This is a genomic window from Cuneatibacter sp. NSJ-177 (assembly GCF_022867805.1).
Classification (GTDB): domain Bacteria; phylum Bacillota; class Clostridia; order Lachnospirales; family Lachnospiraceae; genus Pseudolachnospira.
This window is the reverse complement of the sequence record NZ_JALIFO010000002.1, coordinates 337055-359814: the sequence shown is the minus strand read 5'-3', so window position 1 is coordinate 359814 and position 22760 is coordinate 337055. Positions and strand designations below refer to the sequence as shown.

The window sequence follows — 22760 nt, the reverse complement described above, 5'->3', positions numbered from 1 at the left end:
TACCCTTTTCCCTTCCTCATTCCAGCGTCTTTTTTCCCAAGCGAACTTCTTCCATCCAATCCACCATATCTTCCGGAAGGTGGTTGAACAGGTAGTTTTTCTCCTCCTTTGTCCGGCTTTCGCAGATTTCCCGGATCTCTATCTTGGCTGCTTCCACCGCCTCCCGCAATCCCTGGGCCGAGAGACGGGTGGCGCCCTGGCCCAGGATGATGACCTGTTCCAGCGCGTCAGAGGTGGCCACGGTCACCTCGTATTTCCGTCCGATTTCATGGACAGTTTTTTCGATGTATTGGTCCGCCGTCTCGGCTTCCTTTGTGTAAACTACATGGATATTGTGATAAGGGAATACCTCGCCGGGATTTCCTTTTACTTTATAGGCGTCGAAGACGAGGATCACGTTATTTTTTTGAAATCCCTGATAATTGCAGAGAATATCCATCAGGTAATTCCGGGCGCCTTCGATGTTGACCTTGGCCAGCTCTTTTAACTCCTCCCAGGCAAAGATGATATTGTAGCCGTCCACCAGCAGGTATTCCTTTTCCGGATCCTTTTTCGGCTGAGGCTGGCGGAACCTGGTCTGAGGGACGCTGTCCATCCGGCTTTTTTTGCTGCGCTCCGCCCTTCGGTCCGGGCCGTAGGTTCTGGTAAAAATCGCCTCCAGCTCCTTTTCGTCGGCATCCGAGGTCTGTCCGCCGGTGAGAAACGGCCGGGGGATGGCCGGGGCGGGAGCCGACGCAGGTTCCTTTGGCCCGCGCCGGTATTCCAGGTGCATGTGCTCCGGGACCTGATCCCAGGGGACCAGGAAACTGCCTCCGTGGGAACAAAAAACAGAGGCGGACGGATTTTCCACATCGGCTTCGGCTTCATAGCCGGAGGCTAAGATCACTTCCTCCTCGTTGTGGCAGGGTTCATAGCCCTTGACGGTACAAAACAGCCGTCCGCACCCTTTGGTGTAGGAGGTCACCTCCCGCTGGTAGCCCTGCATGAAAGATACCGGCGCCGTGCCGGTCAGGACCGCTTGATCCTTTAACAGTTCCGGCGGAGAAAACTTGCCGTGCATGTTTTGGATATCCGTCAGGGCGCGGCCTACTTTGTCCGATGGGATTTCCAGACGGAATTCATAGACCGGCTCCAAAAGCCTACATCCGGCCTGCATCAGACCCTGCCGGACCGCCCGGTAGGTCGCCTGCCGAAAGTCTCCCCCTTCGGTGTGCTTGGGATGGGCTCTCCCGGACACAAGGGTGATTTTCATGTCGGTGATCTCCGATCCGGTCAGGATGCCCCGGTGTTTTTTCTCCTCCAGATGAGTCAGAACCAGACGCTGCCAGTTCCGGTCCAGTACGTCCTCGCTGCATTCTGTACCAAATACCAGGCCGCTGCCCGGCTCTCCCGGTTCCATCCTCAGGTGAACCTCAGCATAGTGGCGCAGCGGTTCAAAGTGGCCCACCCCTTCCACTGGGCTCGAAATCGTTTCCTTATAGACAATCCTCCCGGTCCCGAATTCCGCTTCCAGCCCAAAGCGTTCCCAGAGTAAACTTTTCAGTATCTCCAACTGGACCTCGCCCATCAGCTGAACCCGGATTTCCCCGGCCTGCTCGTCCCAGACCATGTTTAACTGTGGTTCTTCCTCACCGAGCTGCGTCAGCTTCTGAAACGTGCCGGGGATGTCAGTGCCTTCCGGCAGTAAGATCTGATAGGTTAAGACCGGTTCCAGAACCGGCAGCTCGGAGGCGTGCTCCCCCCCAAAGCCCTGGCCGGAGTAGGTGCGGCTCAGCCCGGTCACGGCGCAGACCGTTCCGGCAGGGGCCTCCTCCACGGTTTGGAATCCAGAGCCGGAGTAGACCCGGATCTGATCCACTTTCTCCTCCCAGGTCTCTTTTTCTCTGTCGTTCCCCTCCTCCCGGTTGGAAAGCAGGGCTTTCACCTTGAGGCTTCCGCCGGTGATCTTCATGTGGGTCAGCCGGTTCCCCTGACTGTCCCTGGAAATTTTATAGACCTTTGCGCCGAAGGCTTCTTTGCGGGCAGGCGGCTGGATCAGGGAAGCCATGCCGTCCAGGAATTCTTCCACCCCGGTCAGCTTCAGCGCGGAACCGAAATAGCAGGGGAACACCTTCCGCTCCCGGATGAGGCGGATGATCTCCCCCTGCGCGATGGTTCCCTGATCGAGATATTGTTCCAGCAAAGCTTCGTCGCAAAGAACCAGATTCTCCATCCATGTTTGCCGGTTTTGAGACTTGTCAAAATCCACGCACCGGTCGTCCAGCTGTTCCCGGAGCCCCGCAAGGATGGCCTCCGGATCAGTCCCCGGCTGATCCATCTTATTGATGAATAGAAAAACCGGGATTCCATACCGGGCCAGGAGATGCCATAACGTGCGGACGTGTCCCGGTACGCCGCCGGCCCCGCTGATGATCAGGATGGCGTAGTCCAAGACCTGCAGCGTCCGCTCCATCTCTGCGGAAAAATCCACGTGCCCCGGCGTATCCAGAAGAGTCACATCGTAGTCCCCCAGGGGAAATCCTGCCTGTTTGGAAAAGATGGTGATCCCCCTGGCTTTTTCCAGGCTGTAGGTGTCCAGGAAGGCGTCCCCGTGGTCCACCCGCCCCAGTTTTCGGATGCTGCCGGTCAGATAAAGGATGGCCTCGGCCAAGGTGGTTTTTCCGGCGTCCACATGGGCCAGGATTCCGATTGTCAGTTTCTCTCTATGTTTCATGCAATTCCCCAAATTTCTTTATTTATAGCCGCGGCAGGCGGCTTATCTTTTTTAGTATAACACTGAAAGGAGATTGCATCAACGGCAATCCATCAGCACGGCCCCAGCCGGATCGCTTGGGCGATGGTGACGAGGAGGCAGGAGAGCGCGGCCCAGATCAGAAACATTTTCCCCATAAACTTCACCCACCGCCCAAACGGGATTTTCGCCGCGCCCAGGATCCCCATCAGAGCGCTGGAGGTGGGAAGAATATAATTGGAAAAACCATCCCCGAAATTGTAGGCTAAAACCGCGGTCTGCCTCGTCATTTCCAAATGATCTGCCACCGGAATAAAGATCGGCATTACCACCGAAGCCTGGGCGGTGCCGGAGGTGATGAATACATTGACCAAGGTGTTTGCCAGGTACATGCAGGCGCCCTGACTCCAACGGGGCGCCAGGCTCAAGGTTTGGGAGAGAGCATGGATGATCGTGTCGGTAATCCCCCCTGCGGACAGGATCAGGGAGATGGAAGTTCCAAAGCCGACCAAAAAGGCCGCAGACAGCAGGGAACTGCTGCCTTTTAGGAATAAGCCGGAGATTTCATCGGACGGGAGGCGTTCCAGAATTCCCACTCCGATCCCCAAAACCAGGAATACAGCCGCCAGCTGCCGGACGCTCCAGGAAAAGCGGAGCGTGCCGTAAACCATCAAAGCCAGGGCAACGATCAGGATGGCCAGCACACGCTTGTGCTTTTTGGTCAGGGGACAGGAAAGTGCCTGTCCGGACGGATCCGCATGGGAGGAGAGGCGCTTTCCGATCCGGTCCGTGTCGGAATAAAGCTGCCGGTCCAGGTCATACATGGGACTTATTTTCGGGCCTTGTTCGATTTTTCTTGCATAGAGGCAAAGAAACAGGCAGGTGGGAACCAGGAAAATTACCAGGCAGAGGGCCCGGAACCAGAGGCCGGAGTAGAGCGGGAGACCGGCGATCTTTTGGGCGATCAGGGTGGTCGTGGTGCGGAGCGTTCCAGTGGAGAAGCCAACCCCGCCGCCGAGGATCAAAAGGGCGGCGCCGGTGATGGAATCGTATCCCATGGAGACGGTCAGCAGGACGAGCACCGGCACAAAAGGGATGAAGAGCTGGAGCGCCTGATTTGAGCAGATCAGCGCAAAGGCAGAGGTCAAAAGGATCAGAAGCAGCAGCCTGCGCTTTTGGCATTTGGCGGCGATACCGTGGATCAGGGCTTGCAGAGCGCCGGAGGCATTGACGAGGGAGAAGGCTCCTCCGGAAAAGAGCAGGACCAGGATCAGATCCATATTTTTGGCAAAGCCGTCCACGATATAGCCGGGGAGCGCCAGGGGGCTGACCGGCGTGGGTTCCCCATAGGAAAACTGGCCCACGGAGGTGGAATCGCCGGACTCCCCGGCTTCCCGCGCATAGGAACCGGCGGGAATCAGCCAGGTCAAAGCGCAGGAAACCAGGATCAAGGCGATCAGGATCAAAAAAGAATTCGGATATTTTTTCATACGGCTTCCCCTTTTCCCGCTTCCGGAAGCTTGGGGCAAGAAGCGGATTTAAGCATCGGTCTTCGCCGAGATGGCGTTTTGGATTTTCCGGCGGCTGAACAGATAAAAGATAAATCCAAGGATCGGGAAAACGACCATCACCCGAAACGTTGCGGCATAGCCGAAGGCGTCCGCCAGATATCCGATCAGAAAGCCGGTGACCACCGAGCAGACATCCGGCACCAAAAGATTGGTGGCGGTGGCGATCCCCCTCCGTTCGGGGGAAGCCATGGCAATGGCCGCCGCGGAGCAGGCCGGGTTGGACATGCCGTAGGTAAAGCCAAAAGCAATGCCCGCCAGCATAAAGTGGGTGGCCGACGTGGCGAAGCCGCAGAATAAGGTGGCGATCGCCGCGCCTCCCAGCATTGGGAAGATGATAAAATCCATGCCCAGTTTGTCATAGAGCGGCCCGCCGACAATACCGCCCCACATGGAGAGCAGGGTGTACATGGAGAAATAAATTGCTGCGTTTTCGATGCCCAATTCATCGCCGTGGAGCACCAGGTAAGTCTGGGTCAGCGTGAACAGAAAGCTGGTAAAGAAGCGCATTCCCACGGCGGGAAGAGACTCGAAGGCGATGAAGTTGGAGAGCTTGAATTTGATCTTTCCCGCTTTCTCGGCCGCCGCCCGGTAAAGCTTGCTGGCATCCTCCACACGGATGAAACAGGACAGAACGGCGCAGAGAGCACAGAAAGCCGCGCTGCCGTAGAAAACGCCGTTGGGTCCCATGGTATTGTAGATATTGACGCTGAGGACCGGCACGATGGCGGAGACTGCCTTCGGCATGAACAGATAGACGCCGAAAGCGGTTCCCATCGCCTTCTTATCCACGGAAGCGCCGACCACGGTTCCCATGCTGGTCATGACAAATACGCTGGCAAAACCATAGAGCATCCGGTCAAAGATATAGAGCGGGACATTGGAGGTGAAGACGTATAGGATATTCACAAGGATATAGAGGATAAATGTGGATATCAGCACCTTTTTTTGGTTTAGCCTGTCGATAATCCGCCCGGAAATCGGCCGGCTGATCATCTGCGTGATGGAATAAAGGCTTGCGACCACGCCGAGTACCGCGGCCGAAGCGCCGACCGCCGCCCCAAATTTGCTGATGGTGGTCTTATTTAATTCAGTAGCGATGGAATAGCTGGCCCGGATCAAAATCAGCAAAAGAAAGTTCCGGTTGGTCAAAATGTTTTTCAGCGCTTGAAGGTAGCCGCCGCCTTTGGGTTTGGTTTGCTCCGCCATAGTGTTCTCCTTTTCTCCTGATATCTTTATTTCGTCAGACAGCTGTCAAAAAAGTCAAAGATCCGGTCCGTCACCTGGCTCCAGCCGGAGGGATGATCGCCGCCTCCGACCACAAGCTTTTGGTAGGGAATGCCGAGGCGGTCCATCTCGGCCCAGCCCCGCATCACATAGTCGAAACCGTGCTCATCCTCGGTGCCGCAGACAAAAAGCGCGTGCCGGGGGGCGAGATTGGCGGCGAATTGGCGCAAGTCATAAAAATGATAGTTGACGAAGCCGCCGGTGGGGCAGATGGCGTTGAACAGGCCGGGTCTCATCAGCACATACTGCATACAGGCTACGGATCCGGCGGAATTTCCCGCGGCAAACAGATTTTCTTTGTCCAGATTCCAGCGCCCGAAGATTTCTTCAAACTGCCGCTCCATAGAGAGGCCTGCCAGGCGGCGCAGCAGGAGAGTTTCCTCCGGCCAACCCTCCGGATTTTCATATGCGACCTTTTCCGGATCTAGAACGTCAAGGGTTTGAATGATCGGAACCAGGCTTCCGTAAAAGGAGCTGAGGATATAGCCGTTGGTTCCGGCGACGATATAGCCTCTATCTTCCGCATAAAGCTGGGCTTTCTGGCCGGACTGGTCGTAAAAGCGGCTTTCATTGCCGCCGCCGCCGTGAAAATAGAATACCGCTTTGTTAGGGGTATCCGGCTGATAACCGGTGGGAATGTACATGTGATACGGAATGACCCGCCTGCCCTCCTCGAACCAGAAGGAGCGGTGAATCTCCCCGCACGTCCGGCCGCGCACAACCGAGCTGTAATACCGCCACAAAACGAGGGGGAACGTCAGGTCCTCATAGAAGGTGAGTACGGTCATGTTTTTGGCTGGGACCGTCCGCGCGCCAAAGATCTTCGTCATCACCTCAATGGCCGGAAGATAAAGGATGCCGCCGATTTCCCTGGGACCTGCGGAGAGCTCGATCCATTCTCCATGGGCCTGGGCCAGCGGCTCCCCGACGGCCAGGACGGCTTCTTCTGCGGGAACTTCCCGGAGATACCACTGCCTGTCAATCTGAACCCGCTCCATGGTGTCCAGATATTTTTGAAACCTCAGGCGGATCCGTCCGCCCTCCACCTGGACGAGGAGGTCCGGGGAGTAAATGCGGGAAAGGTCCTCCAGGGAGAGGAAAAAGACGCCGTCCTGCTCAAAGACCGGGAAGACTGGCTCGTAGAGGGCGCGATCCAGAAACAGTTTGTCATAGCCGGAGCGGAAATAGACACCGTGGAATTCGTGGATGAATCTTACTCTCCGCCCGGAGGGTAAAAGAGGCTGGGTGAACATGAAGATACTCCTTTCCTGTGAGCGGTATGTTTGGCACAGCTTGCTCGGAATGAGCCGGGCCGAATCTGCCGCCGCCTGTGTGAGCTAGGGCGCGCCTCAACTGTTCTTAAGAATCTAGCTGTATTTTAACAAGATCCCATTCAAAAAGGAAATGGTTATAAATTATTTGCATATAACTAGAAGGAATGAAACCAGGAAAACCGGGTATAGATGGAAAAAGAAGAGAAAGGATGGTATAATGTGCACGAAGTGGACATGATACCGGCCCGAAGCGAAGCGAAGTGGCCATCCAAAGCGGAGCGGTACCATGTCGGAGACATGGTATAATGACCGCAAAGGAGGGCTTTTATGCGTTTTTCTCAGCTTCGCTATTTTGTCGCCGCCTGCCGGTGCGGCAGCCTGACAAAGGCCGCCGCGGAATTTCAGATTTCTCAGCCCGCTCTGAGCAAAGCCGTCAAGGCGTTGGAGGAAGAGCTGGAGGTGGAGCTGTTTCGGCGGGCCGGAAAAAAATTGGTGCTGACCGAGGCCGGACAGGTCTTTTGGGAAAAGGCCGAGTCACTCCTGGCCCATGCAGACCGGATCGCCCGGAACATGCAGGATCTGGGCGGAAAACGCAATGTGGTGAACATCGCTACCATGTCCCCCATCGGCGCTTATGTGGTGGATGGGCCGGTCCGGGAGTTCCGAAAGGCCAGACCCGAATTGAAAATTTCCGTCCGGGAAACCGTAAAGACAGAGGTGCTGGAAGAGATCAAAAAGGAGCGGGCCGACGTGGGAATCCTGATTGTAAATCGAATTTCGCGGGAGGATTTTTCGGTTCTCCCTTTTGCCCGCTCCCGCGTCGTCTACTGTATGCGGCCGGAGCATCCTCTGGCAGGAAGAGAGCAGCTTTCCTTTGCGGAGCTTGCCCCGTACCCAATGATTTTAGAGCAGCATGACCGGAAAAATATGCCCGCCGTTGAGCGGGAGATGAGAAGACAGGGCCTCTTTCCCAGGATCATTCTCCGCACCCAGCAGCACAACACGGCCTTCCAGGTGCTGGACGGCGATACCGGGTATTTTGTGATGCGGGAGCTGGCCGGGATGCAGGACGGGGTCTGCACGGCCGAGCTGGCGGAGCCCTTGGCCGACCTGGAGATCGGTTTGGTCTGGAAAAAGGGAAAGCGGCTGTACTCGGATACCAGCCAGTTCGTGCAGTTTATTGAAGAAGAGTATCAGGGAAAGAGCTAACATGCCGGACGGCCGGAGAATGGGCGGGATTTTCTGGTGTCTGAGGGGAGAGAAGAACAGGAGGCGCGGGCGATGAAATTGTCCCATGTGCGGTATTTCACGGCGGTCTGCAAGTACGGAGGCATGACCAGGGCCGCTGAGGAATTCCATGTAACTCAGCCGGTGCTGACCAAGGCGATCCACGCGCTGGAACAGGAATTCGGAGTGATTCTCTTCCAGCGGTCGAGCAGACGTTTGGAGCTGACGGCGGAGGGGGAGCGTTTTCTCCTCCAGGCGAAAGAGCTGCTTTTTGAGACAGACCAGGCGCTTTCCGGCATGCGTGAGCTGGGGCGGCGGAACAAGGAGCTTCGGATTGCGACCATGTCGCCGATCGGAGCCTTTGCTGTGGCGGAGCCGATCTGGAAATACCGGAGGACGCGCCCGGATCTGGTTGTTAAGATCAGCGAAACCATCAAAAAAAGCGCGCTGGAGGCCGTTTCCCATGAGGCGGCGGACCTCGCCATCCTGGTCACCAACCGGATTTCCCGCGAGGAGTTCCAAGTGGAGCCGTTTACCCGGTCCTGCGTGGTGTACTGCATGCGGCCGGAGCACCCTTTGGCCGGCCGAGACAGGGTCACCTTTCCGGAGGTGGTCCGCTACCCTATGATTTTGGAACAGAACGACAGCAAAAATCTTCCGGTGATTGAGCGCCAGATCCGGCGCCGGGGGCTGGAGCCGGAAGTGTTTTTGTGCACCCAGCAGCATGGCACTGCGTTTCGGATGCTGGAGGGAAATCTCGGCTATTTCGTGATGAAGGAGATTGCCGCCGGGCAGAAAAGGGTATGCTTTGCAGAGCTGGCGGAACCGGAGGCGAACTTGGAGATCGGGATTGTGTCAAAGAAAAACCGGAAGCTGAGCACCGAGGCGAAGGCCTTCGTGCGGTTTATCCGGAAACAATATGGAGAATCAGGGAAAGGAATCGGAGAATGAAAGAAACCATCTTATTGATCAACTTTAACGATACAGCCAGGCGGAATCAGGTGAAGAGAGCCTTGATGCCGCTGCGCCTGCGGCTAAAGAGCGTGGGACCGGACCAGTATGACCTGCCGGTCGGCGTCCTGGCCGGGGAGAAGCAGACAGGCCAGCAGAGAGACCAGCAGGAGGGGAAAACCGAGGGCGCTGGGAGAGAGGACTTGAGTGCTAGACCCGGTAGTGGATCTCCGGATGGACGGGGAGAACCGCGTGAAACGGCAGCAGAAGCACCGCCCGATGAACGGGAGGTGCTAAGCGAAACAGCAGCGAAGGACAAGACAGCGGAAGACCTTGCGGAGGAACTTTTTGTGATGGCCGGACTCTCCGGCGGCAGGGTGGATGCGGTGCTGGCGGCGCTGCGCAAAGCCGGGATTCGCATTCCGTATAAGGCAGTGATGACGGCCACCAATCAGGACTGGGACGTGCGGAAACTTTACCGTGAGATCCACTCCGAGCATGAGGCGATGACAGGAAAAGGCCGGGGTTGATCTTGATGAGCGAATCGATACAGGTTGTTTTGGGGTATGATAAAAAATACAAAGAAATGTCTGAAAACAACTAACTGGTATGGAAGAAAAGCAAGTGTAAACAGTTAAAAGCATTATGATATTTTAAATTGAATAAATAAAAAAAGAAAAAACTAAAATAAATATAAAATTAGCACTCGACTCTTGACAGTGCTAGCAACATGTGCTATAACAGATTCAGAACAAAGGAAGAGGATCCAATCAAAGGATCCCGATCCGATTTCCCCGATCAAAAGGACCGGAGAATAAGTTCCAAAAAAGGCACAGGGTGTCAGAAAGAATGGAGGAATGAGTTATGTTGATGCCTAGTATTTTTGGAGAGAACTTATTTGATGAGATGATGAATTTCCCTTTTGAAAGCGAATTTTACGGAAAACGCAATCCGCTGTACGGCAAGAGAGAAAAGAACCTGATGAAAACCGACGTGAAGGAGACGGACGGAACCTATGAGGTGGCGATCGATCTGCCGGGCTTTAAAAAAGAAGATATTTCCGCGAAATTGGAGGACGGCTATCTGACAGTCAGCGCCACCAAGAGTCTGGACAAAGATGAGAGCGATCAGAAGGGAACCTACATCCGCCGTGAGCGGTATGCCGGTAGCTGTTCCCGCAGCTTTTATGTCGGCGAGGCAGTGACCCAGGATGAGATTCACGCGAAGTTCGAGGACGGCATCCTGAAACTGTCCGTCCCGAAAAAAGAAAAGAAACAAATTGAGCAGCAGAAGCATATCATGATTGAAGGGTAAAGACAATTCCTCGTACCCTAACCAAAGCGAGGATTTATAGATAGGGGCCCGGGCAAATGCCTGGGCCCCTTTGGATTTTTATATCCATCTATACCGATTCAGGTATAGATATGATATAGTATAACTACAAAGAAAAACTGCGTCGACCGGTTCTTCCGTGGAAAATACGGTCCGGGAGGCGGTGGAAGCGGGGTGGACGACCATGCAAATCGGGAAAATCATCAGCCATTTTAAAGGCTGGAATCTGCTGAATACACAGTATCCGGAACAGTTGGAAGAAATCCGGAAAACCATATCACAGATAAAGGAAGAGGACTTTCTCCGGGAAAGATTTCCAAGCCGGAGAGAGATTTCCCTGCGGGATTTTGAACATGGATTTCTGGAGGCCTTGAAACAAAAGGAATGGGACGGGGATGTTGTCATCCGGTATGGACAGGACAAAGTACAGCATATCGACGGGGCGAAGGGGAACGTGGGAATTTCCCTGGCCTTGGGGAAGCGGGATTTTTTGATCAGCGATTTGTTTGTGAAGTTTCCCTTGATTGTGAAGACCGGTCAGATCAGCCTGGTCGTGGTTTTGCTGTTCATGAAGAGCGTCCGGAGACCGCTGCGGTGCGTTTCCTTTGAGGATATCGAGGAAATCCTGACCGGACTGTCGCCTCTGCCGCTCCAATATCCGTTTGTCGTCCTGGGACTCGGCCAGCCGGAGGAAGGAGAGCAGATCCGGGAATTGACCACGGACGTTGATTTATATCTGGAAAAAAGGCTGGGCTATTCCTTGGATGAGTTGTTGATTTTGAAAGAACAGGAGAATTTCGAATTTAAACGTCAGCTGCCGGGAGGGCGGGATATCTCCTATGAGATCGGGGCGTTCGCCAACACGCCGGGAGGCGGCCTGATCCTGATCGGCGTGGAGGACAGCGGCGAGGTGGTAGGGGTGGAACTGAGCCGGGCCGATGAAATGAAGCTTCGGATCATCAATTCCATCCGGGATCTCTGCGATCCCTGTCCGGAGGTGGACTTTCAGCTGTTTCGGCTTTCCGGTTCCAGAGAAAAGGCGATTCTGATCCTGGACGTGGCGGAGCTGAGAGAAAAGCCATGCACGGTTTCCGGTAAGGTCTATCTCCGCGTAGATTCATCGGCACGGATGGCGAAATCTCAGGAAATACGAAATATGATCCTGAGATGACGGAAAAGTAGATCAAATGAATTTAATATCATTTGACCGGCCCGGAAAAAAGAGGTATCATATAACATAGGACGGTAAAGCTGATTTTACCGAATAAAAAATGTACAGTCTTTGATTTTTCTGGAATTTTGAGAGGAAGAAATAAACCGTTTTGGAACGGTTCAGATGAGGTATGGGTTCGGCTATGTTTTCACGGAAAAAAATTCTTGTGGTAGAAGATGCGGAGATCAACCGGCAGATCCTTCTTGGGATTTTGTCAGGAGAATATGAGGTCGTAGAGGCAGAAAACGGGAAAGAAGCGTTGGATCTGCTTCATCAGTATGGAGAAGGCATATCCCTGATCCTGTTGGATCTGGTCATGCCTGTGATGGATGGCTTTACGTTTCTCGGACGAATGAAAGCAGACCCGGCCATCTCCTCCATCCCCGTGATTGTGGCGACGCAGAGCGGCAGTGAGGAAGACGAGATTTCCGCCCTGTCTCAGGGGGCCACGGATTTCATCACGAAGCCGTACAAGGCGCAGATCATCCGCCACCGGGTGGCCAGCATCATCAATCTGCGTGAAACCTCCGCGATGATGAACCTGATGGAATACGACCGTCTGACCGGCCTCTACAGCAAAGAATTTTTTTATCAGAAAGTCAGGCGGATCCTGGATCAGAATCCGGAGAAACAGTACGACATCATTTGCTCCGATATTGAAAACTTTAAGCTGGTCAACGATGTTTTCGGCGTAAAAAACGGAGACAGGCTCCTGCGCTATATCGCAGATCATGTCCTTCCGTCCGTCGGAGGAAACGGGATCTTTGGCCGTATGTCATCGGATATTTTTGTGTGCCTCATGGAGCGCGGTGCGGAATATACGACGGATCTTTTTGAGCGGGCAAACCAGGAGCTGAATCAGTTCACCGACGCAGGGACGCTGGTGATGAAATGGGGAATCTACCGGATCACGGATCCCACCATCTCCGTCGACCAAATGTGCGACCGTGCGGCGCTGGCCATTGAGAGCATCAAAGGCCGCTATGGAAAATATTTTGCCTACTATGACGAGAACCTGAGAAAAAAAATGCTGCTGGAGCAGTCCATTACGGACAGCATGGAGACGGCGCTGGCCACGAAGCAGTTCCTGATCTATTTGCAGCCGAAATATAACATTCAGACGGGGCGGCTGTCCGGGGCGGAAGCCTTGGTGCGGTGGCTGCATTCCGAGCGCGGTTTCCTTTCTCCGGGGGAATTCATCCCCCTGTTCGAAAAAAATGGATTTATTACGAAATTGGATCAATATATATGGGAAGGCACCTGTGCGCTGATCCGGAACTGGATGGACCGGGGGCTTCCGGTTGTCCCGATTTCCGTCAACGTATCCCGCGCGGATATCTATAATGAAAACCTGCCGGTAATTTTAAAGAGCATGGTGGAACGATACCAGTTAAGCCCTGCCCAGCTCCACTTGGAAATTACGGAGAGCGCTTACACGGAAAATCCCAAGCAGATCATCGACACAGTGGCGGCGCTTAGGGACTTAGGCTTTGTGATTGAGATGGACGACTTTGGAAGCGGCTATTCTTCCTTAAATATGTTGAATGAACTTCCGATCGATGTCTTGAAGCTGGATATTAAGTTTATCCAGAATGAGACGGCGAAGGTGGGCAAGCGCAGCATCCTGCGCTTTATCATTGAGCTGGCCCGGTGGATGAACCTTCAGGTCATTGCGGAAGGGGTGGAAACCGAAGAGCAGATGCAGAAACTGCTGGCCATCAACTGCCGCTATGCGCAGGGATATTACCTGGCCCGGCCGGTGCCGAATGAAGAATTTGAAGGTTTTCTAACCAACAAGAATGCAGAAGGCGAGGAAGGGGAGGATCCGGAAGACTCCTTATCCGGCGAAGCATTCCAGGGCGGCGTGATTTTGGTGGCCGACGGCCAGGCGGCCTGCCGGGAGACAGCCAAACAGACGCTGACCGGGACGTACGAAGTGGTGGAGATGAAAGACGGGGACGCTACGCTGGATTATCTAAAGAGAGAATCCAGAGATATCGTAACGGCTTTGATCAGTTTGGACCTGCCTGGAATCGGAGGGATGGAGCTGCTGGACCGGATACGCGGGGAGGCTGAGCTGGCGGAGATCCCGGTGATTTTAACTGGAGCCCCCGGCAAGGAAAACAAACGGAGAGCCTTGAAAGCGGGCGCCGAAGACTATGTGGAGAGCCCGTTTGACCCTGTGATTTTAAAGAATACCGTACGCCTGGTGGTGCGGGCGTCCCAGCTGGAACAGCAGGGAAATATGATTCAAAACCAGGCAAGCCTGATGCAGCGCGCCGCCTACAGTGACTTTTTGACTGGGCTGCTCAATCGCCGGGGATTTGAAGCTGCTGTGGAGGAATTGGGAAACCGGAAAGAAAACCACGCGGTCTTTATCTTTGATCTGGATGATTTAAAGCAATGCAACGATACATTTGGACATCCGGTCGGGGACCGGCTGCTTAAGCAGTTTGGGGTGATCTTGCGCTCTGAGATCCGGACGGATGATATCGCCGCTCGGATCGGCGGTGATGAATTTCTGGTTGTGATGAAAAATATGCCTTCTGCGGAGGCGGCGCAAAAAAAAGGTCAGAGGATTTGCGAAGCGGCCAGAAATTGTGAACTGGGCGAAGAGTTAGGAATGATTTCCTGCTCGGCCGGAACGACGATGTATCGGACGGGAGAATCTTTAGATGAAGTAATCCTGCGGGCGGACAAAGCGCTTTATCGGGCAAAGGGATTGGGGAAAGGGCGCTGCTGCCTTTGGGAGGAACAGGAATCATGACGGGGAACGAGTTGATATGGGACACAGTAAAAAATTTTTGCCGGTGCTGGTTTGAGGAGAGAGACCTCGCCGGCGCCGCCTCTTATCTGGCTGAAGATATCACCTTTGTCGGAACCGGGAAGTCGGAAGACGCCAACGGAAAGACGGCGATGTTTGATTATCTGCGCCGGGATATCGCCGAGATCCGGGAGCCTTTTCAGGTGATCTATGGGGGCTCCTACGAGCAAGAGCTGGAAAGCGGCGTTATGTTGGCCGTTATGGATTTTACCTTGAATAATCAGACCTATACCTGGCGTCTGCGGGCAGTCTTTGCTTTGACCTTGCTGGACGGAGTCTGGCTGATCCGGCACCTGAATTTTTCCGAGCCAGGAGGAAGCCAGACCGGCGAGGAGCACTATCCGGAAACGCTGGTATTAGAGAAGGTCCGGAAGCAGAGAGAAGCGCTCTTTGATGATACGGTTGCCGGCGGAATGATGGGCGGCTATCTGGAGCCGCATTTTCCTTTTTATTTTATCAATAAACGAATGCGGGAATATCTGGGCTATTCCTCCGAACAAGAATTTGTGGAAGACATCAAGGGACAGATTACCAACTGCGTCCATCCGGACGATGAAGCAGAGACGGAACACCGGATCATGGAACAATTAGCCCATGGGGATGAATACGTAGTGGAATACCGGATGCACAAAAAAGATGGCAGTTATCTTTGGATGCACAGCGTGGGAAGAAAAATAATTGCTGAGAATGGAAAACCTGCGGTTATCTCGGTCTGCATCGACATTACGGAACAGCGCTTGGCTCAACAGGAGGTTTTTAATCTCTACAATAATATTCCGGGCGCTGTTTTTCGCTGCCGGCCCGATGCCATATGGACCGTGATCCAGGCCAACGACGGATTGTTTGAATTTCTGGGATATACCAGACAGGAGTTTTCCGCGATGGGCGGCGGGATGGCGGCGGTGACGTTCGCGGAGGACCTGCCTGAGATAAAGAAAACCCTCCTTCTGCTTTTGGAAAAGCAGGAGAGAGGCGCGCTGGAAGTCCGTGTGGTGCGTAAGGACGGGGAGGTTTGCTGGATCTCGATGAAAATACAGCCGTTTTTAGAGAAAAACGGAGAAAAGTCACTTTACTGTGTTTTTGTAGATGCCACTGAGCAGCGCCGTCAGCGGGAACAGATTCGGGAACAGTACGAGAAGGAGTTGAACTACTCGTCGGAGCTGTCCACCTCGAATCTGTTGACCAAAGGGCGCATCAACGTGACCAAAGGCATTGTGGAGTCCTACTATGCCGAAAAGAATCTGATTTTTGCCAAGGCGGGCATTTCTTATGACGAGGCTATTCAAAATCTGGCCCGGTCCGCGGTGGAACCGGATCAAGCGGAGGAGATTCTCCGGATGCTCAACAGGGAACGGGTGCTGGAGGATTTTTCGGAAGGAAGACGGCACTATAGTTTTGAGATGCAGAGAAAGTGCGCGGATGGGACGATAATCTGGAACCAGTCGACGATCCGTTCCTATCAGAACCCAGAAAACGGGGATCTGATTTTTTTCTTTTATTCCTTTGACACCACAGAACAAAAAATCATGGAGCAAATCTTAAAACGGTCGGTCGATATCAATTACGACTATATCGCGGATGTGGATCTCATTCATGACCGATACCGGATGATTTCCTGGAACGAAAAGGCGGGAAGTCCTCCGCCGGAGCGGGGACGCTTTATCAGTGAGAACAAACGTTATATTGACAGCGTTGTTCCGGAAGAGGAGCGGGAAGTCTGCTATACCATTCTCGACTTTGATTTTTTGAGGCGGTATTTGCAGAAAGAAGATTCCTACTCCTTCCAGTTCCGGGTGCAGGAGAATGGGAAAGAAGTCCGCGTAAAGCGCCTGCAATGTTTTTATTTGGACCGGACCATGGAACGGCTCTGCCTGACGCGGATTGACGTGACGAATATTGTGGAACAGGAACGGCGCCAGAAAGAAAACCTGGCGGCGGCGCTGGTGGCTGCGGAGCAGGCTAATGCGGCGAAGAGCGATTTCCTGTCCCGTATGAGCCATGAAATCCGGACGCCGATGAATGCGATCATCGGCATGAGCACCATCGCGGCACAGGCCATTGGTAACGACGAGGAAGTTGCAGACTGCATCTCCAAGATTGGGATCTCATCCCGCTTTTTGCTGTCTTTGATCAATGATATTCTGGATATGAGCCGGATTGAAAGCGGAAAGATGCTGCTCAAAAATGAAAAGATTCCCATGGAAGAATTCCTGAATGGGATCAACGCCATCTGTTCCTCCCAGGCGGGAGCCAAGGGGGTTGACTTCGAGTGTATTGTAGATCCGGCGCTGGACGATTATTATATCGGTGATGCGATGAAACTGCAGCAGGTCCTGATCAATATCCTGAGCAATGCGGTGAAATTTACCGAAGAGGGAGGGAAAGTTTCTTTCTCTGTTTCCCGAAGGGAGAAAAGCAAAAAGGATACAATCCTCCGCTTCGTCATCAACGATATGGGAATCGGAATCAGCGAAGAGTTCCTGCCCCATATTTTTGAGCCGTTTGCGCAAGAAAGCACCGGCACCACCTCATCCTATGGCGGCACAGGGCTGGGGCTTGCCATTTCCAAGAGTATCGTGGATATGATGGACGGAAAGATTTCTGTCCGCTCCATCCGAGGGATCGGATCAGAATTTACGGTGGATGTGAAGCTGGGGACCACCGAGGAAGAGCAGCGCCGGTATGATAAAAAGCGTATTCAAAATTTTTCCCGCCTGAAAACATTGGTTGTGGACGACGATGTTGCGGTATGCGAGAGCGCGATTGTAACTCTGAAAGAAATGGGGGTTACGGCGGAATGGGTGGACAGCGGGCGGAAAGCGATCGGCCGGGTAAAGGAGCTTTGGGCGGCGAAGAGATATTTCGACATGATTTTGATCGATTGGAAAATGCCTGAAATGGACGGCATCGAGACCGCGAGACAGATTCGGAAATTGGTGGGACCGGAAGTGACGATTATCATCATGACCGCTTATGACTGGGTTGTAATAGAACATGAGGCGAAGCGGGCAGGGGTGAATCTGCTGATGAGCAAGCCGATGTTCAAGTCTTCACTGATCTCAGCCTTCGGCAAGGCTTTAGGACAGAAGGAAGAAGAAATTCAGAGTAAAACCATACAGGAATATCTATTTCAGGGAAAGCGGGTGCTGCTGGCGGAAGACCATCCACTGAACACGGAGATCGCTTTAAAACTTCTGGAAAAAGTAGGATTCCAGGTGGAAACTGCCGACAATGGCCTTCGGGCGATGGAGATGTACAGCAAGTCTCCGGCAGGTTATTATGATGCCATCTTGATGGATATCCGGATGCCGCTGATGGATGGGCTGACGGCCTGTTCCAGCATCCGGCATCTGAGCAATTCGGATGCGGCGCAGATTCCGATCATCGCCATGACGGCCAATGCGTTTGACGAAGACATTGACAAGAGTAAACGGGCGGGGATGAACGCACACCTGGCAAAACCGATCGAACCGCAGAAATTATATCAGACCCTGCATCATTTTATTTACCGGAAAGGAGAACTCGGCAATGAGTGAATGGATGAAGCGATTGGAGCAATATGGCGTAGATCTCAAGACTACGATGGGGCGCTTCTTAAATGATGAGGGGCTGTATCAGCGCTGTTTCGACATGTTTTTACGGGATGAAAGTTTGGGAAATCTAGGTGATGCACTGGAAAAAAAAGACTATGAAGTTGCCTTTGCCGCCGCACACACGCTAAAGGGAGTCGTGGGCAACATGGGGTTCCAGCCTTTATACGATGCGGTCTGTGAAATCGTGGAGCCGCTGCGGTCGGGCGTTACGGAAAATCTAGATTCGAAATACCGGAAGATTACGGAAGAATTTGAGAAGATAAGAGCACTTCGATAGCTGAGGAGGAGACAATATGGGCGGCTCGGAGAATCGGGCGGATGTGCGGGATGCGATGTATGAATCTCTCCGGGATTTGTATTCGGCTCTTCCTTGCGGTTCCATCTGGTATACGATAGAGGAAAATCCTAAGATAAGGTATTGCAATAAGAAAGCGCTGGCTGTTTTGGGCTTTTCCGACAGTACAGCTGTGATCTCCGGCGGGGAGCTGGAATGGTATTCTTTGATTGATCCAAGGGACAGGGAGGCGGTGAAAAATGCGCATCGCAGCTATCTGAAAGGGAAAAAGGAAGATGCGGAATACACCTGCCGGATTCTCGGCGCAGACGGAGTGATTCGCTGGATCTCTGCCGGAGTGAAGAAAACGTGGGCGGAGAATGGCAGTATCATGATGCAGGCCCTGTTCCTGGACGTCACCCAGCAAAAATCTTCCGTATCTACCGGGGCGGAGCTGTACCAGGGCATAGCCAATGACGCTGCGGACGGCATTTATGTGATTGAGAGGGAAACGTACTGCCTCCTCTACGCCAATGAATCCGTTCACCTGTTTCAGAATGATTCCGGCGGTCTGATGGAACAAAAATGTTACGAAGCGCTCCATGGAATGAAGGAGCCTTGTCCTTTTTGTGTTATGAAAGACTGCCTGGCGGATCATCAAAACCATGAGATGGTAATTCCCGAATACGAGAAGAGTTATTCGGTGAGAGCCAAGGCGTATGATTGGAATGGGGTTCCGGCCTACGTGGTTTATGTAGCGGATATCACAAAGGACGTTGCAACCAGGAAGGAAAAGGAACGACTGGAAAAATATTATCAGACGCTGATCCGGCATCTGCCGGGCGGGGTGCTGGTGCTAAGCTACCGGCCGGACGGATCTTTGGCTGTTGAATTTTTATCCGAAGGCTTGGCCGCTATGACCGGAAGGAGCCAGGAAGAGGCATGCCGCGTGTTGGGATCCGATCTCAGGTCCTGCATTCATCCGGAGGATGTGGACCCCGTGTTCCAAATTATCGACCGGCATTTACAGGGGGAGCTGGATTTTTCCGAGGCGATTTTCCGGATGAAGAGAAAAGATGAAAGCTATATATGGGTGAGGAATAATTCCAGCCGGATTGTGGAAGCGGATGGATCGATCCGTATTTATTCTGTCTGCCACGATGTCACGAAGGACATGGAAGAACAGATCCGTCTCCGCAAAAAATACGATGACATGCTGATCCGCCACCACCGGACTTTGGACACCAATGAGATTATGGCGGGGCATTGCAATATAACGCAGGGAAAAATGGTGGAAGTCACGGATAAGACCGGCAGCCGCCTTCTGGAACAGTTCGGAATGGACCGGGAGAAATTTTTTACTGCGTTCGGCAGCCTGATTTTGGACGAGGAGGATCAGCAGAAATTCTATCAGCTGTTCCTTAATCAGCCGATGCGGGAGGCGTTTGAACAGGGCAGCCTAAAGCATGAACTGAAATGCTTCCTCCGCCTGCCGCAGGAAGCGCAGGGGCGGTATGTCCGGATCAATGTGGATCTGGTGCGGTCTCCGGAGAGCGGGGATGTGATCGGAGTTCTGGCGGTTTCGGACGATACGGAACAAGTGATGTCGGAACGGGTGCTTCATCGTCTTGTGAACATCAATTCCGATTTTATTGCAGATGTGGATTTGATCCACGACCGGTACAAACTGATTTCCGGAGGACAGAAGGAGGGGGCACTTCCGACGGCCCTTGGAAGTTTTACCGGACAGGCAAAGCCTTTTCTGGAAGAGGGGGTTCTTCCGAAAGACAAGGATCTCTGCTCCGAGATGCTGGATCTTGGAACCATCAAAAGAAGACTGACGGAGGACGGCTCCTATTCGTTTCACTATTCCCTGATGACCCCGGACGGCATCGTTCAGACCAAAAATATGCTGATTTTTTATATCGATGAACGGCTGGGGCGGGTCTGCCTGTCCCGGACTGACGTTACGGAGTCGGTGCGTGAACAGCAGGGTCTTCTCAATATGCTGGCTTATACCTTTGAGCTGGCAGGGTTCATCGACTTGGCCACAGAGAATTTCGTGATGTATACCAGGGAGAGCGTGTTGAATAACCTGGCACCTTACCGGTCAGAACGTTTTTCCGAAGTGCTGCAGAATATTATGCTGAAGGAAGTCCGCGGGGAGGAACTAGAAAAAATCCGGGATCAGTTTCAGGTGGGGAACATGCGGCGGCAGCTGGAAGAGAAAACCACGGGCTACGAGTTTATCGTTTCTTTTCAGACCAAGGACGGGCTTCGGCACAAGCAGTTTAATGTGCTGTGGGGAGATGAGACCCGCAACACGATCTGTATCGTGAGAGCGGATGTGACGGATATGCTCCTGGCGGAGCAGAAGACAAAAGAGGAATTAAAAGATGCACTGGTGATGGCCCAGGAAGCCAGCAAAGCAAAAACAGACTTTCTCTCCTCCATGAGTCACGATATCCGGACTCCCATGAATGCAATCATTGGGATGACGGATCTCGCCCTGGCAGACCCGGATAACCAGGAACAAACCATAGAGAGCCTGGGAGTGATCAAGAATTCTTCGGAGCACCTGCTTCGGCTGATCAATGATATCCTGGATATGAGCCGGATTGAAAGCGGCCGGATGATCCTGGCGCGTGAGCCGTTCCGCCACAGTACAGAATTGAAGCGGACAGTGGAGAGAAACCAGGTATTGGCGGACCGAAAGGGGATCTGTTTTCAGCCGTCGATTCATGTGAAGCACGACTGCTGTGTGGGGGACGTTTTGAGAATTCAGCAGATTATAGATAATTTGCTGAGCAATGCGTTCAAGTTTACGCCGGAAGGGGGAACCGTTGCCTTTGATGTGACGGAGCTGAGCCCTAAAAATGAACGGCTTGGCTGGTATCGTTTTACCATCTCGGACAGCGGCATCGGGATTTCGCCGGATAAATTGGCAAGGATCTTCGAGCCCTTTTACCGGGTGGAGAATCAGGAGGTGCGGCGCACCGAGGGCACCGGCCTGGGACTTTCCATTGTCAAGAACCTGGTGGACTATAAGGGCGGCATGATCGAGGTGAAAAGCGAGCCGGAAGGCGGAACCCGGTTTATCGTGACGCTTCCCCTCTCTTTTGCGGACGAGGAGCCGATGGAAGACGAGATGGTTTTGGGTGTGCAAAAAAGCGAACCGGATCTGTCCGGGCGGAGCGTTTTGCTGGTGGAAGATCACCCGATCAATCAGCTAGTCGCCAGAAGAATCCTGGAGAAACTGGGGGCCAAAGTTACGGTGGCAAATAACGGGAAGGAAGGCGCGGCTGCCTTTACCGAAAGTGAAGTGGGAGAATTCCATATGATTCTGATGGATATCCAGATGCCGCTGATGGACGGCTATGAAGCCACAGAAGTGATCCGGGGCAGCAGCCATCCGCAGGCGGAAAGTATCCCGATTGTTGCGATGACGGCCAATGCTTTTGCCGGGGATGTCCGGAAATGCCTGGATGCCGGGATGAACGCCCACATCGCAAAGCCGATTGACCGGAAGAACTTATTTTCTGTCTTGAAAAAATACCTGTGAGGAACAAAAGCGGGGGAGAGAGGGCCGGTTTAAGACCTTTTCTCCCCCGCGTTGTTTTCCTCCCCCGCGCTGTCCTTGCGGCCGTCCAGAAAGCGCCGCATGCTGGTTAAGGTTTGGGGCGTGATAAAGTGCTCCACCTTCTCCACCTGCTCCAGTTCGTCCTCGCTTTGGTTCAGCCAGCAGAAAAATTCCTGCAGGGTCTGGTGGCGGAACAGCAGAAAGGCTCCCGCCTCGTTACCCTCCTGCGTCGGAGAGACAGACCCGTATTTTTCAAAATCAACCAGGCCCAGCTCTTTTAGGTTTGAGACCATTTTGGAGGCGGAAGAGGCTTTCACATGAAGAGCTTCGGCCAGCTGATGGATGCGGACGGGCTGTTCCTTCTCTCCCAGGCGGAGGATCATTTCCAGATAATCTTCCATGGAAGCGGTCAGCTTCTTTTTTTCCAGGCGTGAGTAGCCTGCGAGCGTATAGAATTTTGGAACGTTCTCCATATTTCCTCCTGTGGGGCTTTGATTATAAACGGCTTCAAAAATCTTCTGAAATATCGGAACCGGAAACGGCCCCAACCCATATATTAGGGTATGGAAACAAAGTTTCCGGACACTAAAATCAAATAAAAAATTTCAGGTGAGCCTGAGGGCGCCTGTTTTATCTTATGAATGAAGGAGAACCGATTATGAAGAATATGGAGAGCTTAAAAAAACTAAACCGTGGGCAGAAAGCTGTGATTGCCCGTCTGGAATCGGCAGACGACATCCGCCGTAGACTGCAGGATATGGGGCTGATTGAGGGAACTTCTGTGGAGTGTGTGGGAAAAAGCCCGCTGGGCGATCCCGCCGCTTATCTGGTGAGAGGAGCCGTGATTGCGCTGCGCAGTCAGGAATCCGACCGGATCTTTATCCGGTATGCCGAGTAGAGGAAGAT

15 protein-coding genes are annotated in these 22760 nt (G+C 53.2%); 10 read left to right on the top strand and 5 right to left on the bottom strand.

Annotated elements, in window-relative coordinates; all coding sequences use genetic code 11:
• Positions 1 to 16 precede the first annotated feature (16 nt).
• The 4 genes from MUB23_RS05685 to MUB23_RS05670 all read right to left on the bottom strand — a co-directional run bounded on the left by MUB23_RS05685 (position 17) and on the right by MUB23_RS05670 (position 6839).
• Positions 17 to 2713, bottom strand: coding sequence for a translation factor GTPase family protein (locus MUB23_RS05685; RefSeq protein WP_244799371.1), 2697 nt, complete (start codon positions 2711 to 2713; stop codon positions 17 to 19).
• Between the two features lie 92 nt (positions 2714 to 2805).
• Positions 2806 to 4221: a YfcC family protein gene (locus MUB23_RS05680; RefSeq protein ID WP_244799370.1), complete on the bottom strand. Its 1416-nt coding sequence runs from the start codon at positions 4219 to 4221 to the stop codon at positions 2806 to 2808.
• A 48-nt stretch (positions 4222 to 4269) separates the two neighbouring features.
• Entirely contained in the window at positions 4270 to 5508 is a 1239-nt protein-coding gene (locus MUB23_RS05675) for an MFS transporter (protein ID WP_244799369.1), read from the bottom strand.
• 26 nt (positions 5509 to 5534) lie between these two features.
• Positions 5535 to 6839 carry a hypothetical protein gene (locus tag MUB23_RS05670; RefSeq protein WP_244799368.1) on the bottom strand — a complete coding sequence of 435 codons (1305 nt, stop codon included), beginning with the start codon at positions 6837 to 6839 and terminating at the stop codon, positions 5535 to 5537.
• Positions 6840 to 7187: 348 nt separating this feature from the next.
• Here MUB23_RS05670 and MUB23_RS05665 point away from each other — a divergent pair, with 348 nt between their 5' ends.
• From MUB23_RS05665 to MUB23_RS05625, 9 genes are all read left to right on the top strand, one after another.
• Positions 7188 to 8069 (top strand): LysR family transcriptional regulator, encoded by an 882-nt coding sequence (locus tag MUB23_RS05665; protein WP_244799367.1) that lies wholly within the window; start codon positions 7188 to 7190, stop codon positions 8067 to 8069.
• Between the two features lie 72 nt (positions 8070 to 8141).
• A complete protein-coding gene (locus tag MUB23_RS05660) occupies positions 8142 to 9038 on the top strand; it encodes a LysR family transcriptional regulator (protein WP_244799366.1) in 897 nt (298 codons plus the stop codon).
• A complete protein-coding gene (locus MUB23_RS05655; protein WP_244799365.1) occupies positions 9035 to 9568 on the top strand; it encodes a DUF3783 domain-containing protein in 534 nt (177 codons plus the stop codon). The genes MUB23_RS05660 and MUB23_RS05655 overlap by 4 nt, the downstream gene beginning before the upstream one ends.
• Before the next feature lie 334 nt (positions 9569 to 9902).
• Positions 9903 to 10352, top strand: coding sequence for an Hsp20/alpha crystallin family protein (locus MUB23_RS05650; protein ID WP_244799364.1), 450 nt, complete (start codon positions 9903 to 9905; stop codon positions 10350 to 10352).
• 202 nt (positions 10353 to 10554) lie between these two features.
• Complete coding sequence (locus MUB23_RS05645) at positions 10555 to 11541, top strand: RNA-binding domain-containing protein (RefSeq protein ID WP_244799363.1); 987 nt, start codon at positions 10555 to 10557, stop codon at positions 11539 to 11541.
• Between the two features lie 184 nt (positions 11542 to 11725).
• A complete protein-coding gene (locus tag MUB23_RS05640; RefSeq protein ID WP_244799362.1) occupies positions 11726 to 14350 on the top strand; it encodes an EAL domain-containing protein in 2625 nt (874 codons plus the stop codon).
• On the top strand, positions 14347 to 17943 hold the full coding sequence (locus MUB23_RS05635) for a response regulator (protein WP_244799361.1): 3597 nt from the start codon (positions 14347 to 14349) through the stop codon (positions 17941 to 17943). Before MUB23_RS05640 ends, MUB23_RS05635 begins: the two co-directional genes overlap by 4 nt.
• A complete protein-coding gene (locus MUB23_RS05630; RefSeq protein WP_244799360.1) occupies positions 17936 to 18277 on the top strand; it encodes an Hpt domain-containing protein in 342 nt (113 codons plus the stop codon). The genes MUB23_RS05635 and MUB23_RS05630 overlap by 8 nt, the downstream gene beginning before the upstream one ends.
• 16 nt (positions 18278 to 18293) lie before the next feature.
• Positions 18294 to 21836, top strand: a complete 3543-nt coding sequence (locus MUB23_RS05625; protein WP_244799359.1) for an ATP-binding protein — start codon at positions 18294 to 18296, stop codon at positions 21834 to 21836.
• A 29-nt stretch (positions 21837 to 21865) separates the two neighbouring features.
• Here the strand turns inward: MUB23_RS05625 and MUB23_RS05620 are convergent, their stop codons facing one another.
• The gene (locus tag MUB23_RS05620) at positions 21866 to 22327 is read right to left on the bottom strand and encodes a metal-dependent transcriptional regulator (RefSeq protein ID WP_244799358.1); all 462 of its coding nucleotides are present in this window, start codon (positions 22325 to 22327) and stop codon (positions 21866 to 21868) included.
• Between the two features lie 185 nt (positions 22328 to 22512).
• Between MUB23_RS05620 and MUB23_RS05615 the strand changes: the two genes are divergently transcribed.
• Entirely contained in the window at positions 22513 to 22752 is a 240-nt protein-coding gene (locus MUB23_RS05615) for a FeoA family protein (protein ID WP_244799357.1), read from the top strand.
• Positions 22753 to 22760: the final 8 nt, after the last annotated feature.

What these genes read in the sequence shown, in the direction of transcription:
- MUB23_RS05635 (WP_244799361.1), top strand. Translation starts at nt 14,347, where the DNA reads ATGACGGGGAACGAGTTGATATGGGACACAGTAAAAAATTTTTGCCGG.
- MUB23_RS05680 (WP_244799370.1), bottom strand. Translation starts at nt 4,221, where the DNA reads ATGAAAAAATATCCGAATTCTTTTTTGATCCTGATCGCCTTGATCCTG.
- MUB23_RS05615 (WP_244799357.1), top strand. Translation starts at nt 22,513, where the DNA reads ATGAAGAATATGGAGAGCTTAAAAAAACTAAACCGTGGGCAGAAAGCT.
- MUB23_RS05670 (WP_244799368.1), bottom strand. Translation starts at nt 6,839, where the DNA reads ATGTTCACCCAGCCTCTTTTACCCTCCGGGCGGAGAGTAAGATTCATC.
- MUB23_RS05640 (WP_244799362.1), top strand. Translation starts at nt 11,726, where the DNA reads ATGTTTTCACGGAAAAAAATTCTTGTGGTAGAAGATGCGGAGATCAAC.
- MUB23_RS05650 (WP_244799364.1), top strand. Translation starts at nt 9,903, where the DNA reads ATGTTGATGCCTAGTATTTTTGGAGAGAACTTATTTGATGAGATGATG.
- MUB23_RS05665 (WP_244799367.1), top strand. Translation starts at nt 7,188, where the DNA reads ATGCGTTTTTCTCAGCTTCGCTATTTTGTCGCCGCCTGCCGGTGCGGC.
- MUB23_RS05645 (WP_244799363.1), top strand. Translation starts at nt 10,555, where the DNA reads ATGCAAATCGGGAAAATCATCAGCCATTTTAAAGGCTGGAATCTGCTG.
- MUB23_RS05675 (WP_244799369.1), bottom strand. Translation starts at nt 5,508, where the DNA reads ATGGCGGAGCAAACCAAACCCAAAGGCGGCGGCTACCTTCAAGCGCTG.
- MUB23_RS05655 (WP_244799365.1), top strand. Translation starts at nt 9,035, where the DNA reads ATGAAAGAAACCATCTTATTGATCAACTTTAACGATACAGCCAGGCGG.
- MUB23_RS05630 (WP_244799360.1), top strand. Translation starts at nt 17,936, where the DNA reads ATGAGTGAATGGATGAAGCGATTGGAGCAATATGGCGTAGATCTCAAG.
- MUB23_RS05620 (WP_244799358.1), bottom strand. Translation starts at nt 22,327, where the DNA reads ATGGAGAACGTTCCAAAATTCTATACGCTCGCAGGCTACTCACGCCTG.
- MUB23_RS05685 (WP_244799371.1), bottom strand. Translation starts at nt 2,713, where the DNA reads ATGAAACATAGAGAGAAACTGACAATCGGAATCCTGGCCCATGTGGAC.
- MUB23_RS05625 (WP_244799359.1), top strand. Translation starts at nt 18,294, where the DNA reads ATGGGCGGCTCGGAGAATCGGGCGGATGTGCGGGATGCGATGTATGAA.
- MUB23_RS05660 (WP_244799366.1), top strand. Translation starts at nt 8,142, where the DNA reads ATGAAATTGTCCCATGTGCGGTATTTCACGGCGGTCTGCAAGTACGGA.